17 protein-coding genes and 2 pseudogenes are annotated in these 18785 nt (G+C 72.0%); 8 read left to right on the top strand and 11 right to left on the bottom strand.

Translation table 11 applies throughout. The annotated features are described in order from the left end of the window. Positions 1–95 precede the first annotated feature (95 nt). From BU197_RS30580 to BU197_RS18920, 4 genes and pseudogenes are all read right to left on the bottom strand, one after another. A pseudogene (locus tag BU197_RS30580) lies at positions 96–257 on the bottom strand (MFS transporter); the annotation flags it as partial. A 388-nt stretch (positions 258–645) separates the two neighbouring features. After that, on the bottom strand, positions 646–2028 hold the full coding sequence (locus tag BU197_RS18930) for an MFS transporter (RefSeq protein WP_188269447.1): 1383 nt from the start codon (positions 2026–2028) through the stop codon (positions 646–648). 817 nt (positions 2029–2845) lie between these two features. Then, entirely contained in the window at positions 2846–3178 is a 333-nt protein-coding gene (locus tag BU197_RS18925; RefSeq protein WP_223182505.1) for an ArsR/SmtB family transcription factor, read from the bottom strand. A gap of 544 nt (positions 3179–3722) precedes the next feature. Next, complete coding sequence (locus tag BU197_RS18920; RefSeq protein ID WP_317452028.1) at positions 3723–4784, bottom strand: winged helix-turn-helix domain-containing protein; 1062 nt, start codon at positions 4782–4784, stop codon at positions 3723–3725. A 122-nt stretch (positions 4785–4906) separates the two neighbouring features. On the opposite strand from BU197_RS18920, the gene BU197_RS18915 reads away from it, so the two are divergent. From BU197_RS18915 to BU197_RS18910, 3 genes and pseudogenes are all read left to right on the top strand, one after another. Beyond that, a complete protein-coding gene (locus BU197_RS18915; RefSeq protein ID WP_188269446.1) occupies positions 4907–5311 on the top strand; it encodes a hypothetical protein in 405 nt (134 codons plus the stop codon). 49 nt (positions 5312–5360) lie between these two features. Next, positions 5361–5504: pseudogene (locus tag BU197_RS30575) on the top strand (IS5/IS1182 family transposase); the annotation flags it as partial. Continuing rightward, positions 5467–5607, top strand: coding sequence for a hypothetical protein (locus BU197_RS18910; RefSeq protein ID WP_188269445.1), 141 nt, complete (start codon positions 5467–5469; stop codon positions 5605–5607). The pseudogene BU197_RS30575 and the gene BU197_RS18910, both read left to right, overlap by 38 nt. Positions 5608–5792: 185 nt before the next feature. Here BU197_RS18910 and BU197_RS18905 read toward each other — a convergent pair whose 3' ends face one another. Then, the gene (locus BU197_RS18905; protein ID WP_188269444.1) at positions 5793–6461 is read right to left on the bottom strand and encodes a helix-turn-helix domain-containing protein; all 669 of its coding nucleotides are present in this window, start codon (positions 6459–6461) and stop codon (positions 5793–5795) included. A gap of 141 nt (positions 6462–6602) precedes the next feature. Between BU197_RS18905 and BU197_RS18900 the strand changes: the two genes are divergently transcribed. The 3 genes from BU197_RS18900 (at position 6603) to BU197_RS18890 (ending at position 9955) form a co-directional block, all read left to right on the top strand. Further along, positions 6603–7589 (top strand): alpha/beta fold hydrolase, encoded by a 987-nt coding sequence (locus BU197_RS18900; RefSeq protein WP_188269443.1) that lies wholly within the window; start codon positions 6603–6605, stop codon positions 7587–7589. A 162-nt stretch (positions 7590–7751) separates the two neighbouring features. Further along, positions 7752–8102, top strand: coding sequence for a hypothetical protein (locus BU197_RS18895; protein ID WP_188269442.1), 351 nt, complete (start codon positions 7752–7754; stop codon positions 8100–8102). A gap of 485 nt (positions 8103–8587) precedes the next feature. Further along, positions 8588–9955 (top strand): MFS transporter, encoded by a 1368-nt coding sequence (locus BU197_RS18890; protein WP_188269441.1) that lies wholly within the window; start codon positions 8588–8590, stop codon positions 9953–9955. 64 nt (positions 9956–10019) lie between these two features. Here BU197_RS18890 and BU197_RS18885 read toward each other — a convergent pair whose 3' ends face one another. The 6 genes from BU197_RS18885 to BU197_RS18860 form a co-directional block, all read right to left on the bottom strand. Further along, on the bottom strand, positions 10020–11972 hold the full coding sequence (locus BU197_RS18885) for a helix-turn-helix domain-containing protein (RefSeq protein WP_188269440.1): 1953 nt from the start codon (positions 11970–11972) through the stop codon (positions 10020–10022). A gap of 89 nt (positions 11973–12061) precedes the next feature. After that, entirely contained in the window at positions 12062–12988 is a 927-nt protein-coding gene (locus BU197_RS18880) for a 3-hydroxybutyrate dehydrogenase (RefSeq protein ID WP_223182504.1), read from the bottom strand. A gap of 55 nt (positions 12989–13043) precedes the next feature. After that, positions 13044–13526: an NUDIX hydrolase gene (locus tag BU197_RS18875; RefSeq protein ID WP_188269439.1), complete on the bottom strand. Its 483-nt coding sequence runs from the start codon at positions 13524–13526 to the stop codon at positions 13044–13046. A gap of 61 nt (positions 13527–13587) precedes the next feature. Next, on the bottom strand, positions 13588–15243 hold the full coding sequence (lnt, locus tag BU197_RS18870; protein ID WP_188269438.1) for an apolipoprotein N-acyltransferase: 1656 nt from the start codon (positions 15241–15243) through the stop codon (positions 13588–13590). 181 nt (positions 15244–15424) lie between these two features. Beyond that, positions 15425–15982 (bottom strand): hypothetical protein, encoded by a 558-nt coding sequence (locus tag BU197_RS18865; protein ID WP_188269437.1) that lies wholly within the window; start codon positions 15980–15982, stop codon positions 15425–15427. Positions 15983–16067: 85 nt separating this feature from the next. After that, positions 16068–16862, bottom strand: a complete 795-nt coding sequence (locus BU197_RS18860; protein ID WP_188269436.1) for a glutamate racemase — start codon at positions 16860–16862, stop codon at positions 16068–16070. 58 nt (positions 16863–16920) lie between these two features. Between BU197_RS18860 and BU197_RS18855 the strand changes: the two genes are divergently transcribed. Both BU197_RS18855 and BU197_RS18850 read left to right on the top strand, forming a co-directional pair. Next, positions 16921–18165 carry a glycosyltransferase gene (locus tag BU197_RS18855; RefSeq protein WP_188269435.1) on the top strand — a complete coding sequence of 415 codons (1245 nt, stop codon included), beginning with the start codon at positions 16921–16923 and terminating at the stop codon, positions 18163–18165. 48 nt (positions 18166–18213) lie between these two features. Beyond that, positions 18214–18612 carry a hypothetical protein gene (locus tag BU197_RS18850; protein WP_223182503.1) on the top strand — a complete coding sequence of 133 codons (399 nt, stop codon included), beginning with the start codon at positions 18214–18216 and terminating at the stop codon, positions 18610–18612. Positions 18613–18785 lie beyond the last annotated feature (173 nt).

Below are 18785 nucleotides of genomic sequence, written 5' to 3'. Positions count from 1 at the left end.
CGCACCGACGACGTCCGGCCCCGGTCCGACGCCCATGTGTCTGTGGTGGGCGCCGCACCGGTCCGGTCAGCGAGGAGTGCCGTCGCGATGAGGCCGACGAGCATCGGGACCAGCGGTGCCGTGAACGCGGCGACCACGCCGGGCACCGTCACCGTCAGTCCCGCCGTCCCCTCGGAGACCGACAGCGCGGATCCCCCGGCGGTCAGCAGACCGATCGGCAGTTGCTCGGCGGTCACCAGCAGGAAGGTACCCAGCGCCGCCTCGGGAGTGGATGCCGTGGCTGGTCGCCTGCCCCGCCGACGGCACGTCCGGCCGCGGGTGCTTCGTGGTCGACGCTCGGCACCAACGACGAGAAGGTCCGTCAGCGGACCGAGGCGGCCTTGGAGGCCCCCCGGCAGGCCCTGCCTACGGCACTGTCGCAGGGCGGCGACCGGGGCGAACAGGCCATCGGCGTCGACATCGAGGACGCGGTGGCACTGCTCTTCACTACCCGGGGACGGCGGCCTTCGAAGCTGAAGGTCCACCGCCCCTATCACCCACGGGCGATCGGCCCACGGAGCGGGCGGGGCGGGCGGGACGGGTGACCGAGCCAGTCGGTCAGCCAACCGGCCAAACGGCCAAACGGTCAGTCGGTCAGTCGGTCGGTCAGTCGGCCGGTTGTGCCTGACGGCGGGGTGTCTGCGGTGCGGTGCTCTCCGTCGGCTTGGCCTTCACCAGCCACAGCCCGGTGAAGGCGGCGGTGACCAGGGAGGCCGCACCGGCGACCACGAAGACCGTGTCGAGGCCTGCTTCGAAGGACGCACCAGTGGATTCCCGTGTGGTGACGACGGCACCGAGCACCGCGACGCCGAGCACCGCGCCGATCTGCCGGGTGGCGCTGCTCATGCCCGACGCGAGACCGCTCTCCTGCGGGCTGACCGACTGGATGGCGGCGCCGGTCAGCGGCGACATGGTCAGCGCGAAGCCGATGCCGGTGACCGCCAGCCGCCACCACACGTTCCCGTAGCCGGTGTCCGCGTGCACGCAGCCGAACGCCAACAGCCCGAGCCCGGCCACGGACAGACCGGTGGTGACCACGATCCGGAAGCCGTACCGCGCGGCCAGTCGGCCCGCGAAGGGGCTGACGATCGCCATGGCGAGCGAGAGGGGAAGGGTCTCAAGGCCCGAATTCAGGATCGACGCGCCCTGCACGTGGACGAAGAACTGCGAAAGGAAGAAGACCGACCCCATGAGCGAGAAGCCGACCATGACCATGGCGGTGTTGGACACCGTGAACAAGGAGCCGCGGAAAAGGCGCAGCGGCATCATCGGCGCCGTCGACCGTGCTTCCACCGCGATGAACGCGGCGGTGAACACCACGGCCAGTACGAAGCTGCCGAGGATGACCGGCGAGGTCCAGCCCCGGACACCCCCCTCGATCAGTCCGTAGGTGAGCGTCCCCACGGCCAGGATGGACAGGATCGTGCCCGGGACGTCGATGGCGGGCGCGTTCGGATTGCGGGACTCACGCAGGACGGGCAGGGCGGTCAGCAGCAAGATCGCACCGATGGGCAGGTTGACGAAGAAGATGGAGCGCCAGTCCAGGGCCTCGACCAGGATGCCACCGACCGGCGGTCCGGCCGCCAGACCGATTCCGCTGAAGCCGGCCCACAGGCCGATCGCCTTGACGCGTTCCTGCGGCACCGGGTAGGCGTCGACCAGCAGGGCCAGCGAGCCGGGGCTCAGCGCCGCGGCCCCGATGCCCTGGAGCACCCGCCCGGCAATCAGCCAGCCGAGTGAGGGAGCCAGGCCGCACACCACGGACGCGAGGGTGAACACGACCGCGCCGGACAGGAAGATCTTCTTGCGGCCGAAGCGGTCGGCGAAGACGCCGCCGGACAGCAACAGCATGGCGACCAGCAGGACGTACGCGTTGACGATCCACTGGAGGCCGGACATGTCCGTGTGCAGCCGCGCCTGCATATCCGGGAGTGCGGCTCCGACGATGGTGCTGTCGAGCAGCACCATGAACTGTCCCAGGCAGGCCATGACGAGCACTGCCGCTCGGTTCGATCGAAATTCCGTGGACACAGAGAACCCCCTGTTTGCTCTTACCCGTCTCGATGCACCACGCGAACGAGCCGCACCGGCCCTTCGGCGCACCCGCACCGGACTCAGCCGGGGAGCGCAGACGCCGCGCGTCAATTCACAGCGAGATAAGCATGGTTGACCCGCGTCATCAGGCATTCACTGAAGTCGTCACCGGAAAGCTCCAGGTGGTCTCCCTGGATCGACTCCCATGCCGTACGCGCGGACGTCGTTCTTCAGTGATTCCGGCGGCCGGTCCGACTGATGGTCGCGACGGCGTGTGGTAATTAATTCGACGCAATCCATGGGGCACCCCGTATCACCCTGGGAATGGGAGGTGATCCCAGCCCTGTCGGTACAGCACCGGAATCCGGTGGGATCCCCCATGGAACTCCGAACGCACAGAGCGATGACGCGAGTTCCAAAACTTCGGGTGACCATCACACAAGCGTGACACTACCGCATAGTTCGAGAATCCGGGACTGTCGGATCGTACGATGCGACACGGAAGCTCGACGTCCGGCCCCGAGGGGGCAGGCACGGCCCTGTGCCGCCGAGTCGCGGCGGCATGGGATAGGTTCGGGGCAGCCGGGCGCGGCCGCCGCCCAACGCCCCGCCCCCTCCGCCGCCCTCGCACTGAGGGGCTGAGGGACCGAGGGGCCGTCGCGACCCCACTGAATGCTCAACTGAACTCACCCAGGGACGAGTCAGCCCTCTTCGGCAGCGGTGCACCCTTCCTGAATCCGCGCCAGGCCGACCGGTGACGCGGGGCGGCCGGCTACACCGCGCGGTGCGGCGGCTCGCGATCGCTCAGGTTCAGGATGGTGTCGAGCAGGCCGGGGAACCGGTCGTTCAGATCGTCCGTACGCAGCCAGGTCCGCCGGTATCGGCCGTCCACGGCCATTCTGACGACCCCGGCCTCACGCAGGATGCGCCAGTGATTGGTCAGTGTCGATTTCGGCACGTCCAGCCCCTCGACCGCACAGGGCCCCCCGGGCTCCGAACCGGCCCGACGTACCAGTTTCAGGCGCACCGGATCCCCGAACGCGTACAGCACCGACGCGAGCGTCAGCGTCTCGGGCGCCGGTTCGGGAAGCAATCGCATGTCCATACGGCCAGCATACGGTTCGAAATTCCGGAACTACCGGACTACGCGGGCAAGTGAAGCGCAACCATCTTGATCCGCGCGAGCGCCCAGCGCTGTCCCTCCCACCCGCGCACGGCCGGTCCCTTGTCCCGGCTCCGGCTCCGGCTCCAGCTCCGGCTCCGGCTCCGGCTCCGGCTCCGGCTCCGGCTCCGGCTGGGCGAACTGCTTCTCACCCGCCCTGTCAACGAGGCACGCCAACGAGGCACGCCCCCGCGACCGCAAAGCCTGCGGACCTTCCTCACCCCGCATCCGCAACTTCGCCGCACAGAGCGGACGCCGACCCGCAAGTCCCTGGCGATCACCGAGCCCGCCTCGCCCCGGGCGAACCGCGCGGCCGTCTTGAGCCGTAACCCCTCGCAAAATTAATGCCGTTCGGCGAACACCCCGCCCTCTCGTCGACACCGCGTCCCTCCAGTGGCACCGCAGCAGACGACGAGCCGTCAGCCCCTACGGCGCCACGAGTTCAGCCTCCGTAGCCGCCAAGGTCTGCCGGGCAGGTCCCGGGCCGTCAGGAAGACCCCTGGCCGGCGGGTACGGCCGCGCGGAGGACCGAGGCTCCGGCGGGGGTGAGCGTGTGCAGGACCATCGTGGCGTAGCGGTTGCTGGTGATGAGACCCGCGTCCCGCAGAGCGGTGGCGTGGCGGCTGGCGGAGGCCGCGGAGACCCCGACCGCGCGGGCGATCTCGCCGGTCGTCGCGCCGGTGGCGACCGCGCACAGGGCCCCCGCCCGAGTACGCCCGAGAAGGACGGCGAGGGGGACGGGGGGTTCGTCGGCGGGCTGCGGGCCGGTGGACGGGGCGGCGGCGTGGCCGCGCACGGGGGAACACAGGACGGGCGGGAGAGCGGGGTCCGCGAGGCTGGTCGGGTTGCGCCAGCAGAAGTACGTGGGAAGGAGCGTCAGTCCCCGTCCGTTCAACCGCAACTCCTGTTCGGCGGGCGGGAAATCGACGTGCAGGACCGGGGGTATCCAGCGGGTCGACGGCCCTACGCCGCCGAGGAGTCCGCCGACTCCACCATCGAGGAACCCACGGCCGAGCGCGGCCCGCTCGGCGTCGAAACGGGTGCGGATGGTCTCCTCGTACGGGGCGATACAGGTGTCGTGGTACAAGCGCAGTAACCGTACAAGCTCTCTGCGCTCCTCCAGTGAGCCGAGCCGAGCCGCCCAGGGCGGTGCCCCCACCGTGCGGTCGAGCCGTTCGACCTCCTCGGCCACTCGCCGGGGGCAGGTCGCCAGGATCGCCTCGCATCCGGCGGCGAGCCCGTCGACGCCCTGGCCGGGAGTCAGAAAGTCCGGGAAGTAGGCGGCCCGGGGGAAGAGCGGCAGAAGAACCGTACGGATGGCTCGCTCCAGTCCATTGTCCCGCAGGCGGGGCCGGACGGTCCTGAACCAGCTCGCATAGGCCCAGCGGCCGTTGCGGGTCTGGAAGCGGTGCAGGCTGCCGGCGATCTCCCAGAACGGGTTGGGTGCGGCGGCGACCCGGACGGACCCCAGGTCGGCGTCCTCGAAGTGGATGCGGAGCATCTTGTTCCCCTCGACGAACTCGGCTTTTGCGGTGAGCCGCAACAGCATGGCCGGGGCCTGCCGGGTTGGGTCATGGTTTGCCCAGACGGCGGAAGCTCAAGGGGCGTATCCCAGCCGCCGGGAAAACCGTGCCAACGAGAGGAAGAAGCTTGCGAACCCTCAAGTCTCACATGGCAGTTGCCCTCGCTGCGGGCGGGATGGCGCTCACCGCGGTCCTGGGCACCGCAAGCACGGCGGGGGCCACCCCGGCCGTCCAGGGCCAGGGGCCGCTGGTCGCCCCTTCGGACCCGACCGCACCGCCTGTCTACGGCAACCGCACCGTCTGGAAGACGGTCAACCACCGTCTCCTGCCGAACAGCACCTCCCAGGTGCTCGGCCAGCTTTCCGGCGGCGTCTCGTACCCGGTGAGCTGCTGGAAGCGCGGCCAGTCGGTGACCGCCGAGGGCATCACCAACAACGTGTGGATCCTCGTCAAGCGAGGCACCGTGTGGGGCTACGCCAGCGCGATCTACTTCTCCGGCAACGCGTACGCGGACCTGCCGGCGTCAGCCGAGTGCAGCCTCGTGGTCCCCTAAAGCGTGTTGCGAAAGGCTTCGGTTCGGGCATTTTCCCTGTACGGGCGGGGTGCCGAGGGCTGAGCCGTTGCGGGTGGAGACGTTCACGGGTCTGCGGATGCGGCAGTTCGAGCGACTGCTGAAAGTCGTGCGTGAACGGGGTGGGAACGGGACCGGTGACGGCCGTCCGTGGTGCCTGCCGACGGCGGGCCGCCATCGCGCCCGCGTTCGCTGCCGCGCAGACGGCGGACGCGACCGCGATGGCGGCGACCGCCGCGAACAACGCCTGCAACCCGGCGATCAGCCTCGGCCGGTGACGCGAGCAAGGCGGACGCCGCCGACCGGGCCGCCAAGGAAGCCCGCGACGCGGCCAAGCCGACCGGGACGCCCGCCGACGCGGCACAGAAGGCCGGTGAGGCATCGTCGGCCGCAGGCGTCACCGCCGCCCGCGCCCGTGACTCCTCGATCCGGGCGGGCAAGAGCGAGGAATCCCGAAGTTACGTCAGTCTGCGCGTGGCTTCCGGAGAGAGGGCGAACCTCCCGGATGCGGGGTCGTGGGCTCGGGCAAGCTCAGAGCAACCCGCGGGATGTCAGACGTACGAGGCCGCAGTCGTTCGCCCTGCGGCCCGAACAAGATCAGGTACTCGACCGGCCTGCCGGGGCCCGCGTTCGCCACCCCGTGCGGGGTGCGGGTGTCGAATTCGGCGACGTCCCCGGCGGCCAGGACAAGGTCCTCGTTGCCGAGCGCGAGCCACAGTCGCCCGTACAGAACGCACAGCCACTCGTAGCCCTCGTGGGAGACCTGCCGGGGCCGCGCGGGCGGATCCTCGACGGCGGACAACACGTGCTTGTGGGCGTGCAAGCCGCCAACGTACCGGGTGAGCGGCAGCACCGCCTTGCCGTCGCCGAAGCTCAGCGGCCCCGAGGTGCGCGGCTCGGTCACCGGGGCGGTACCGGCCAGCTCGTCCAGGGAGACGCCGTACTCCTTCGCCAGCCGCAGCACCACCTCCAGGGTGGGCTTGCGTCGGCCGGTCTCGATCCGTGACAGCGTGCTCGGCGAGATGCCGGTCGCACAGCCGATACCGGCGAGCGTGGCGCCGTGCTGCTCGCGCGCGGCTCGCAGCCTGGGGCCCATGGCCGCCAGCGTGCCGTCCAGGTCCTCGCCTGCCACCCTTCCCGCTCCTTTCTGCCGCACCACTCGACCACCCTGTACTGCGATCTTGCCAGAATGGCAACGCCGATGGCGCCGGGAGGCTGCCGCGCCGCATGATCGACGGGTAGCCGCGTCCGCCCGCGAACCGAGGAGAAGCCCATGCAGCCCAAGCCGACGGCCGGGCTCCGCCACCGCACGATCGAGAGCCCGGCCGGGCGCCTGCACCTGGTCGAGCAGGGCACCGGCCCGCTGGTCCTGTTCGTGCACGGGTTCCCCGAGTCCTGGTACTCCTGGCGACGTCAGCTCCCGGCCCTCGCCGCCGCAGGCTACCGGGCGGTGGCGATCGACGTGCGCGGCTACGGCCGCTCCTCCAAGCCCGCCGCGACCGACGCCTACCGGATGCTCGACCTGGTGGAGGACAACGTCGCCGCGGTGCGCGCCCTCAGCGAGGAGAGCGCGGTGGTCGTCGGCCACGACTGGGGGTCCAGCATCGCCGCCTCCTCCGCCCTGCTCCACCCGGAGGTCTTCCGCGCCGTCGGCCTGCTGAGCGTCCCCTACGCGCCGCCGGGCGGTCCCCGCCCCACCGACGTCTTCGGCCGGATCGGCGGCCCCGAGCAGGAGTTCTACATCTCCTACTTCCAGGAGCCCGGCCGCGCCGAGGCGGAGATCGAGCCCGGCGTCCGGGGCTGGCTCGCCGGCTTCTACGCGGCGCTGTCCGCCGACACCATGCCCGCCAAGGGCGAGCCCGACCCGCACTTCGTCGCCCACGGCGGCCGACTGTGCGACCGCTTCCCCGTCGGCCCGCTCCCGGCCTGGCTCAGCGAGGACGACCTCGACGTCTACGCCGCGGAGTTCGAGCGCACCGGCCTGACCGGCGCCCTCAACCGCTACCGCAACATGGACCGTGACTGGGAGGACCTCGCCCCCTACCGCGGAGCCCCGATCAAGCAGCCGTCCCTGTTCATCGGCGGGACCCTGGACGCCTCCACCACCTGGATGGCCGACGCCATCAACGCCTACCCCTCCACCCTCCCCGCCCTGTCCGCCTCCCACCTGCTGGAAGGCTGCGGCCACTGGATCCAGCAGGAACGCCCCGCCGAGGTCAACCGCCTGCTGACCGACTGGCTCACCACCCTCCAGGGCTGAACCAGACGCACCGAGCAAGACACCTGGGTTGGACGAGGTCGGCCGGCGGGCAGGGCTGTCGTCTGCGCGCGTATCAGGTGACTACGCTGGTCTGTTTGGTCTGCTTGTTGGCTAGATGGCGTTCCGGATCATTGCGCGCTTGGACAGGCACATGTCGTTTGCGTGATCTTGGCGGGTGCCGCCGCCTGGCTACTGCTTCCTGGTGAAGCAGACCCGTACGACTATCTCCGAGAGCGGAACGGCGTGGTGTACGGCGACGGTTCGCTGGCAACCGTGCTTGCGCACTACGAGGTGAGCCTGCCCGACGAGGCAACGGACGTGCGCTTCCATGACAAAGAATCGGTGATCGGTTCCGAAGGGACCCTCTTCCTTCACTTCACGGTTTCCGGCGCCGACTTGACGTCCTTCCTTCAGACTCTCAACGTGGGGCCACTCATGCCTGGCCTACCGGCCGGATGGGACGGCAGGGAAGGACCGCGTTTCGGCTGGAGCGTGATCGCCACGCACGCATGATCCAGTGCGACGATCTCGACGTGAGTGCCCAGGCCTGCGCCGTGCGCGGCGGCATGGTCCTTGAAGCCGAGTCCGCGCTTGCGACCGGGCACCCCCGCGGGTGCTGGTCTGGTGAGGTGACCGGGTCGGCCCGCACCGAGATGCCGTACTCGTCCTGCGCGTCGGTGATCGTCCGGCGCAGCGTGCGCTCACCGGAGACCGTCGGGTCGTACGCGACGACTGCTGTCGACATGGGGGTTTCAGTCAGCACGAAACCAGCACCGAGTCGGCACGGTGGCGCCATATCGCCCCGATCAGCGCAACACGGACAGGCGCTCACTCGGCCGTTCCGCCGGGATCGGCGAAGCCGCGAAGCCGCGTCATGGCAGCCGGGCGCATGCAAGGGCGTCGAACTATGGTGTCCCACCACATACGCCCCTGACCTGCCCCTTCCTACCGTGTGGCGACACCGACTACGTCCCCGTACCCGCCTGGAAGTGGTGCACATGGCCGCCGCAACTCCCTCCCCCACACCCCCCGGTTCCCTCAAGCGCATCGTCGCCGCCTCCCTCATCGGGACCACCATCGAGTGGTACGACTTCTTCCTGTACGGGTCCGCCGCCGCGCTCGTGTTCAACAAGCTGTTCTTTCCCGAGTCCGATCCGCTGGTCGGCACGCTCCTGTCGTTTCTGACGTACGCGGTCGGGTTCGCCGCCCGGCCGCTGGGGGCCCTGGTGTTCGGGCACTACGGGGACCGGCTCGGGCGGAAGAAGCTGCTCGTGCTCAGTCTGCTCATGATGGGCGGGGCCACGTTCGCGATCGGGCTGCTCCCGACGCACGCGACCGTGGGGTCCGCCGCCCCGGTGCTCCTGACGGTGCTGCGGCTCGTGCAGGGGTTCGCGCTCGGCGGGGAGTGGGGCGGGGCCGTCCTGCTGGTCTCCGAGCACGGGGACGCCAAGCGGCGCGGGTTCTGGGCCTCCTGGCCGCAGACCGGGGCGCCCGCCGGGCAGTTGCTCGCCACCGGTGTGCTGTCGGCGCTGACCGCGCTGCTCTCCGATGCGTCCTTCGCCTCCTGGGGCTGGCGCGTGCCCTTCCTTCTCTCCGGCGTGCTGGTGATCGTCGGCCTCTGGATCCGGCTCTCCGTCGACGAGTCGCCCGTCTTCAAGGCGGCGCTCGCCGCGGCCGAGGAGCGCAAGCACGAGCGGGGCACCGCCGAGAAGATGCCGCTCGTCTCCGTGCTCAAGCACCACTGGCGCGATGTGCTGATCGCGATGGGCGCCCGGATGGCCGAGAACATCTCGTACTACGTGATCACCGCGTTCATCCTCGTGTACGCCACCACGCAGGTCGGCCTCTCCAAGCAGACCGCCCTGAACGCCGTCCTCATCGGCTCCGCCGTGCACTTCGCCGTCATTCCGCTCTGGGGCGCGCTCTCCGACCGCCTTGGCCGCCGTCCCGTCTACCTGATCGGCGCGGTCGGCGTCGGCGCCTGGATGTTCCCGTTCTTCGCCCTCATCGACCGGGGCACCTTCGGCAGTCTGCTGCTCGCGGTGACCGTCGGTCTGGTCCTGCACGGGGCGATGTACGCGCCGCAAGCCGCCTTCTTCTCCGAGATGTTCGCGACCCGGATGCGCTACTCCGGCGCCTCCATCGGCGCGCAGTTCTCCTCCGTCGCCGCCGGCGCGCCCGCCCCGCTCATCGCGACCGCGCTCCTCGCCGACCACGGCAGCTCGACCCCGATCGCCCTGTACGTGATCGCCGCCGCGCTGTTGACCGTCATCGCCCTCGCCTGTGCCCGGGAGACCCGTGACCGCGACCTCGGGGAGATCGCGGAGCCGTCCGCCCCGGACACCCGGGTCGGCGCCGACGTCTGAGCCGCGCCGCGCGAAGGGCCCGCGCCCCGCTCCCCCAGAGGAGCGGGCGCGGGCCCTTCGGCGTTCACCTCCCGCCGACCGCGTCGGAGAGCGCGTGCAGGCGCAGCGCCAGCTGGATCTCCAGGACGCGCGCCGGGGACTGCCAGTCGGGGCCGAGGAGCCGGCCGACCCGCTCCAGACGCTGGGCCACCGTGTTGACGTGCACGTGGAGTTCGTCCTTGGTACGGGCGGGGCTCATGCCGCTGGCGAAGTAGGCCCCCAGGGTACGGACCAGGTCGGTGCCCCGACGCAGGTCGTACGCGACGACCTGGCCGACGGTCCGGTCGACGAAGCCGTCGATGTCCCGGCTGTCGGCGAGGAGCAGGCCGAGGAAGCCGAGGTCCTCTGCGGCGGCGCCCTGCCCTGAGCGGTGCAGCAGCCGGAGCGCGTCCACGCAGCGGCGGGCCTCGTCGTACGCGAGGCCCACCAGGTCCGGGTGGTCGAGGGGGGCGCGTACGGCGGCGGACGCGCCGACGGTCACCGGTTCGCGCAAGGTTCCGCCGAGGCTCCGCGCGGTCTGCCGGGCGAGGTCGGCGGCGCTCTCCCCGGGGCCGAGCGGCAGCAGCAGGACCGTGCCGCCGTCGCGCGCCGAGGCGAGTCCCCGGCGGGTGGCGGCGAGGTGGGTGGCGGCCGACCACAGACGCTGCCGGTCGGCGCTCTCCCGACCGCCCGCCTCACGACCGCCCGCCTCTCGACTGCTTGCCTCCCGACCGCCCGCCTCGGGGCCGGTCGTGCCGGGGCCCGGCGCCCCGGTGCTTCGGTCGATCCGGGCGGCCAGGACCACATGCGGGGCCTCGCTGTCCGTGTGGAGGCGGGCGGCGCGCTCGCGGAGCAGACTGCGGTCGCGGGCGGGCGCGTCGAGAAGGTCGTCGAGGAGTTCCCCTCGTACCCGTTGTTCGGCCTCGCCCGCCGAGCGGCGGGCGAGCAGCAGCAACGAGGTGACCAGAGCGGCCCGTTCCAGGGTGCGCTGGTCGACCGGGTCCAGGTCGGGCCTGCCCCGGAGCACCAGGGCGCCCAGGGTCTCGCCGCCCGCCGAGACGGCCGCGACCCAGTCGTCGCCCTCGCGGACCGCGAGGCCGCCCGCACGGCGGGCGGCGCCCGCACCCTCCTCGGTGAACTCGACCGTGCCGCCGAGCACTTCGGAGACCGCTTCGGCGACGTCCTGGACACCGCCGCCGTGCAGGACCAGCTCGGAGAGCCGGTCGTGGACCTCGGAGGCCCGCTCGATGACCCCACTGTGCTCGCGGATGATGTCGTTGGCGCGTTCCAGTTCGGCGAGGGCCGAGCGGGTCTCGGCGAGCAGGTTGGCCGTGTCGATGGCGACGGCGGCGTGCGCGGCGAAGGAGCCGAGCAGGGCGACCTGTTCGCGTTCGAAGACCCTGGCCCTGCGGTCGGCGGCGAACAGGACGCCGATGACCTGGCTGCCGAGGCTGAGGGGGACGCCGAGGATGGCGACGAGGCCCTCGTCCCGTACGGCCGTGTCGATGGTCCGGGTGTGCTGGAAGCGCGCGTCGTCGAAGTAGTCGTCGGTGACGTACGGGCGGGCGGTCTGGGCGACGAGCCCGCCGAGGCCCTCCCCCATGCCCAGTCTGAGCTGCTGGAACCGGGCCGAGACCGAGCCCTCGGTGACACGCATGTACGTGTCGCCCGCCGCCGGGTCGTTGAGGCTCAGATAGGCGACCTCGGTCCCGAGGAGGGCGCGGGCGCGCTGCACGATGGCCCGCAGGACCGCGTCGAGGTCGCGGAGTCCCGCGAGGTCATGGGCGGTGGCGAAGAGCGCGGACAGCTCCGCCTCGCGGCGCCGCCGGCCCTCCAGCTCGGCGCGGACGCGCAGGGCGAGCTGTTTGGCCTCTTCGAGCCCGGCCAGCGCCTCGGGCCCCGCACCGCTCGCGCGGGCGAGCAGCACGGGCCGGTCGTAGGCCTCGGTGGCCGCGCCCCGGGCGAGGAGTTCCAGGTAGGAGAGGTGTTCATGGGACATGGACACAGGGATACCTGCCGTACGTGTGGTCGCACCACCCCTGTGGACAACCTTCCCGGAGGCGGGTCCGTCCGGGAGCCGGGGCGTGCTCAGTGGGCGGTCCATCCGCCGTCGAGGGCGAGGGAGGTGCCGGTGATGAAGGAAGCCTGGGGGGTGCAGAGGTAGAGCACGGCCTCGGCGACCTCCTCCGGCTCGATGAGCCGCTTGAGCGCCGAGTCCTTGAGGAGGACGTCGGAGACGACCCGCTCCGGGGGGATGCCGTGGGCGGCCGCCTGGTCGGCGATCTGCCGTTCCACGAGCGGCGTACGGACATAGCCGGGGTTGACGCAGTTGGAGGTGACCCCGTGCGGGGCTCCTTCCAGGGCGGCGGTCTTGGAGAGGCCTTCGAGGCCGTGTTTGGCGGCCACGTACGCGGATTTGAAGGCGGAGGCGCGCAGTCCGTGGACGGACGAGAGGTTGACGATCCGGCCCCAGCCCTGCCCGTACATGTGCGGAAGCGCTCCCCTGATGAGGCGGAAGGGGGCTTCCAGCATCACGGTGAGGACGGTGTGGAAGACGTCCGGGGGGAACTCCTCGATGGGGCGGACCAGTTGGAGTCCCGCGTTGTTCACGAGGATGTCGGCGCCCGCGGCGGCGGTCTCGGCGGCGTCCAGATCGGTGAGGTCGAGGAGACGGGGTTCGAGGGTGCCGGGGAGCCCGGCAGCCGCCTCCGCCAGGGATTCCAGGCCCTCGGCGGCCCGGTCGACGGCGCTGACCCTGGCTCCGCAGGCGACGAGCCGCAGGGCGCAGGCGCGCCCGATGCCGCCGGCCGCTCCGGTGACGAGCGCGGTGCGGCCGGTGAGGTCGAGGACGACGCCCCCGGGCAGGGGTGCGGCGGAGGGGGCGGGTGCCGCGGACGGGGCCGGTCCGGAGGAGGGAGCGGGCGCGGCGGAGGAGACGGGTCCGGCGGGGGCGACGGGGGTGGCGCCGGGGCCGGATGGGGCGCTGGTGCCGGGGGCGGTGATGGGGGCGCTCATGCTCCGCACCCTATGAACGGCCCTCTCCCCCACCCATGTGTGCCGTGACCATAGTTCAGCCGGTTGTCGTGGTGTGGAACCATGTGGGTTCGTCGGCCAGCGCCTTCTCGATCCGCAGGTGCGAGAAACGCTTCATCTCCGGCAGGTCGTCGACGTCGAACCAGCCGACCTCGGTCGACTCGTCGTCGTTGACGCGTGCCTCGCCGCCGACCGCCCGGCAGCGGAAGGCGACATCGAGGAACTGGCACTGGTCGCCGTTGGGGTAGACGACGGGCTTGCGCAGGGTCTCGACGAGGATGATCCGCTCCACCTCGACGCGTACCGCCGTCTCCTCGTACACCTCGCGGATGACGCCGTCGGCGGGCTGCTCGCCGGGTTCGAGGATGCCGCCGACGACCGCCCAGCGTCCGTTGTCGGACCGCCGGCCGAGCAGTACCCGGCCGTGGTCGTCGAAGACGACGGCGCTCACCCCCGGCAGGAAGAGGAGCTGGTGGCCGACCGTCTCGCGCAGGGTCCGGATGAAGTCTGGGGTAGCCATGGACCGACCCTAGATCATCCGCGCGGACCGGCCACCGGCACCCTTCGGGCCTCTCGGTGCGTCAGACCGTCCCGTTCCGGCGGTTCCGTACGGTACGGAGGACCGACCAGCCGATTCCGGCGGCGGCCAGCGCGGCGAGGAGGGCCTCGGGCAGGGTTCCCATCCGGGTCGCGGGGGTCTGCGAGGAGCGCAGCGGGACCTTCTCGACGAGGACGTCGGGGGTGAACATCTTCGTCTCGGAGACGATCTTCCCGTCGGGGAGGATGATCGCGCTGACGCCGCTGGTGACGGGGACGACGACCGAGCGGCTGTGCTCGACCGCCCGGACGCGGGACATGGCCAGCTGCTGGTAGGTCATCTCGCTGCGGCCGAAGGTGGCGTTGTTGCTGGGTACGGAGATGAGCTGGGCGCCGTGGGTGACGGTGTCGCGGACGGCCCAGTCGAAGGCCGCCTCGTAGCAGGTGGCCAGGCCCACCTTCGTACCGGCGAGGTCGAAGACGCCGACCTTGGTGCCCTTGCCGAAGTCGCGGGTGACCCGGTCGACGTTGCTGTTGAAGAGGCGGACGAAGGAGCGCATCGGGATGTACTCGCCGAAGGGCTGGACGTGCCGCTTGTCGTAGGTGTCGACGGGGCCGCGCTTCGGGTCCCAGGCGATGAGCGTGTTGCGGAGCTTGCCGGTCCCGGGGACGACGACGGCGCCGATCACGGTGGGGACGCCGATGTCCTGGACGGCTCCGCTGATGACGTCGGCGGCGTCGGGGTTGGCGTACGGGTCGATGTCCGAGGAGTTCTCGGGCCACAGCACGAAGTCGGGTCGCGGCTCGCGGCCCTCCCTGACGGCGGCGGCGAGTTCATGGGTGCGGGCGACGTGGTTGTCGAGGACGGCCCGGCGCTGTGCGTTGAAGTCGAGGCCGAGGCGCGGCACGTTCCCCTGGACGGCGGCGACGGTCGCGGTGCCGTCCTCGGCCGAGGCGTCGACGAGCGGCAGCGCGGCGAGGGCGCCGGTGACCGGCAGCAGCACGGCGAGCGCGGCGGCGGTGAGGGCGCCGCGCGGGAGGGGACGCGACGGCGGGGGAAGCGGCGGGGCGGAAGGCGCCGGGGCGGGAAGCGGCGGGGCGACGGCCGCGCGCCACGCGCGGATCTGCCGGCAGGTCTCGTACAGGCCGAAGCCGCAGAGGGCGACGGCGAAGCCGAGGACGGGGGTGCCGCCGACGGCGGCGAGCGGCAGGAAGAAGCCGTCGGCCTGCCCGAAGGCGATCTTGCCCCAGGGGAAGCCGCCGAAGGGCACGCGCGCGCGTGCCCCCTCCGAGAGGATCCACACCCCGGCGGCGAAGAACGGCCACCAGGGGAGGCGGGAGACGGCGGTGATGCCGAGTCCGGCGGCGGCCACGAACAGCGCCTCGACGCAGGCGAGGGCGAGCCAGGGCCCGGGGCCGACCTCCTCTCCGGTCCAGACGAGGAGCGGAAGGAGGAAGCCGAGTCCCGCGAGGTAGCCGAGGCCGAATCCGGCGCGGAGCCGACGGCCCCGCAGGGCCCAGCCGAGCAGTGCGAAGGCGGGCACCGCGAGCCACCACAGGGGGCGCGGCGGGAAGCTCAGGTAGAGCAGGAACCCGGACAGCAGGGCCGCCCCGGGCCGCACGAACCGTCGCAGCCGGGAGACCGGCGTGGGGACGGGGTCGGCGGCGGGCGCGTCGACGGGGGTGATGGTGGCGCTCACCTTGCGGAGTCTACGGGGCACACCTGTCGATCCACAGGGTGGTGGGCGGGTGCGGTGAGGTGAGGGAGACGGGTGGGGTGAGAGACGAGTGGAGGTGGGGTGGGGTGAGAGAGACGGGTGGGGGTGAGGGAAAGGAAGGGTGCGGTGGAGTCGGGCCCGGGGACCCGTACCGCCCGGCCCGTCATGCTCCCGTCGGTGCCGGTGGGCCGGGGTGGGCCAGGCGGTCGCGGATGGCGCGTACCGCCGATTCGGCGTCGTCGACGGTCACCGTGAACGTACGCCCGTCACCGAGGCGCAGGACCAGGCCCTCTCCCCTGCGGACGACGACGGCCGTGCCCTTCTCGGGGCGCCAGCGGTAGCCCCAGCCGCCCCAGTGGCGTGGGGTGACACTGGGCGCGAAGTCGGCGCCGATGACATGGGAGAGGGGGATGCGGCGGCGCGGGAGGCCGATGTGTCCGCAGCGGACTTCCATCATGTCGTCGTCGACCCGTACGGCCACCTGGACGAAGGCGAGCGTGCCGAAGAGGACGAGGAGTCCGGCGGCGACGCAGCCGATCACGGCCATGAGGAGGGGGGCGACGCCCGAGGTCCACGGGGAGACGACGGCGAGGACGACACCCAGGGCGACGCAGGCGGCGCCCGCGATGGCCGCGACCCACTGGAAACGGTTGGTGGCCCGGCCGGTCCAGACGGCGGGGGTCCGTTCGTCGGCGTGCGGGTCCCGGGCGGAGTGCCTCATATCGGGAAGAATACCCAGGTCCGTCCGGAACGGCCTGCCGGAGTGTGATCACGTGATCACACTCGGCGAGCGGGGTGGTGGCCGCTCAGTGGGCGGCGGCCGTGGCCTCCAGGAGGCGGCCTTCGGCATAGCCGAGGGCGGCGGTGGGGAGGGGGCCGGGGCGGCCGCTGAGCAGGACGGAGAGGGTGCCGGTGGGGGCCGCGTCGGGGGTGGGCTCGATGCCGACGCGGCGCAGCGCCTGGGCGGCGACGGCATCGGCGGAGCCGTGGAAGACGACCGGCGGGAGTCCGGTCCTGCCCCGGGCGGCGAGGGCGGCGAGGATCCGGTCCTCGACGAGTTCGTAGTGGGTGCAGCCGAGGACGACGGCGCGGACGTCCGGCGGGGTGAGGGCCGCGGCGGCGGCGACGGCGCGGTCGACGGCCTCGGGGTCGGCGTGTTCGACGGCGTCGGCGAGGCCGGGGCAGGGCACCTCGGTGACCTCGGCGCCGTCAGCGAAGTCGCGGATGAGCCCGCGCTGGTAGGCGCTGCCGGTGGTGGCGGGGGTGGCCCAGATGGCGATCTTGCCGCCGTCGGCGGCGGCGGGCTTGACGGCGGGCACGGTGCCGATGACGGCGATGTCCGGTTCGAGGAGGTCGCGCAGCGCGGGCAGGGCGTGGACGGTGGCGGTGTTGCAGGCCACGATCAGGGCGCTCGGGTGGTGCTCGGCGGCGGCGAGGGCGACGGCGAGGGCGCGGCCCGTGAGGTCCTCGGGGGTACGCGGTCCCCAGGGCATGCCGTCGGGGTCGTTGGAGAGGAGGAGATCGGCGTCGGGCCGGAGGCGCCGCACCGCGGCCGCTGCCGGGAGGAGGCCGATTCCGGAGTCCATGAGCGCGATCTTCACCCGGTCACCCTAGCCGATGAGCCCTCCATCCCCCTCGTTCTGGGGCAGACTGCCGCGAATGAGCCCCCTCTCCTGGTTCGCGCTCGCCTCGCTGGTCGTCTGGGTCTGGCTGCTGCTGGGTCAGGGGTTCTTCTGGCGTACGGACCAGAGGCTGCCGCCGCCGACGGAGGCACACGCGCGCGTGGGGCCGGGCGGCCTGCCCCGGGTGGTGGTGGTCGTACCGGCGCGGGACGAGTCCGGGGTGCTGCCGGTGAGCCTGCCGTCGCTGCTCGCGCAGGAGTACCCGGGGGCGGCCGAGGTGATCCTGGTGGACGACGGGAGTACGGACGGCACGGGGGCGCTGGCGGTGGAGCTGGCCGCCCGGTGCGGGGGGCTGCCGCTGACGGTGGTGTCGCCGGGTGCGCCGGAGCCCGGCTGGACGGGGAAGCTGTGGGCGCTGCGGCACGGGATGGCCCTGGCTCGCGCGCGGGAGCCGGAGTTCCTGCTGCTGACGGACGCGGACATCGCGCACGCGCCGGACAGTCTGCGGCTGCTGGTGTCGGCGGCGGAGGCGCACGGTCTGGACCTGGTCTCGCAGATGGCGAGGCTGCGGGTGACCAGTGCGTGGGAGCGGCTCGTGGTGCCGGCGTTCGTCTACTTCTTCGCGCAGCTCTATCCGTTCCGCTGGATCAACCGGCGGCGGCCGCGGGCGACGGCCGCAGCGGGCGGGTGCGTGCTGCTGCGGACGGAGACGGCGGTGGCGGCGGGCGTGCCGGAGACGATCCGGCAGGCAGTGATCGACGATGTGTCGCTGGCGCGGGCGGTACGGCGCGCGGGCGGGCGGATCTGGCTGGGGCTCGCGGACCGGGTCGACAGCGTGCGCCCGTATCCGGGGCTCGGGGAGCTGTGGCGGATGGTGGCCAGGAGCGCGTACGCGCAGCTGCGGCACAGTCCGGTGCTGCTGCTGGGGACGGTGGCGGGGCTCGGGCTCGTGTATCTGGTGCCGCCGGTGGCCGTGGCGGCGGGGCTCGCGGGCGGGGACGGGACGGCGGTGGCTGCGGGGGCGGCGGCGTGGGCGGTGATGGCGGGGACGTATCTGCCGATGCTGCGGTACTACCGGCAGCCGTGGTGGCTCGCGCCCCTGCTGCCCTTCACGGCGTTCCTCTATCTGTTGATGACGGTGGACTCGGCGGTACGGCACTACCGGGGTGTCGGGGCGGCGTGGAAGGGGCGGACGTACACGCGGCCGAGGGCCCGGTCCGGCGAGACGGACGGGACCCTCGGCCATGACGACGGACGCGCTCCCGGGTTCCCTGAGACCTAGGACCCGTCTCCCGGGTTCCCTGAGGCCTGGGCAGTGTCTTTCGGGTCCGTGCGTGAGATCGTCGTGCTCGTGACCGAGTCCTGGGTGATCAATGACCGCGACCCTGTCCCCGTGGCGTCCGAGACGGTGTCGGAAGCCCTGCGGTCGAGGATCGACGGCGGGCGGCTTGAGACGTGGCTGACCAGTTCGTCGGGACGGTCGCTGGCCTTCGTGACGAACACCGGGCGCGCGATGGTGATGCTGCTCGCGGAAGAGGGGGATCCCGGCGAGCATGCCGTGGACCCCGGGGCTCGGGGATCGAGCGACGGGTTCGTCCTCTCGAACGGGCAGGACGACGAGTACCCGGATGAGGACACCGTCCCCGTCGGCGAGGCGTTCAGGCTCGTGAGACACATCGTCGGCACGGGGTCCTGGCCGCCGGACGCGCGCTGGGTGGCCGATCGCTGAGCGGCCCGTCGCTGAGCGGCCTCTCGCCGGGCCCGGACGAGGATGGCCGTATTCCACCTCGCCGCCGACGCACTGCACACGTGGGCGCGGTCGCGTCGGGAGGCGGGGAAGGAGCCGCTCGCACACCGGCTTCAGGAGGGCCCCGTGCCGCCGGAACAGGGGCATCGTCGCGT

This window comes from Streptomyces sp. CBMA291, from assembly GCF_014596525.1.
GTDB lineage: Bacteria > Actinomycetota > Actinomycetes > Streptomycetales > Streptomycetaceae > Streptomyces.
Note: the sequence above shows the minus strand (reverse complement) of the source record. Positions and strands in the feature narration are given on the sequence as shown.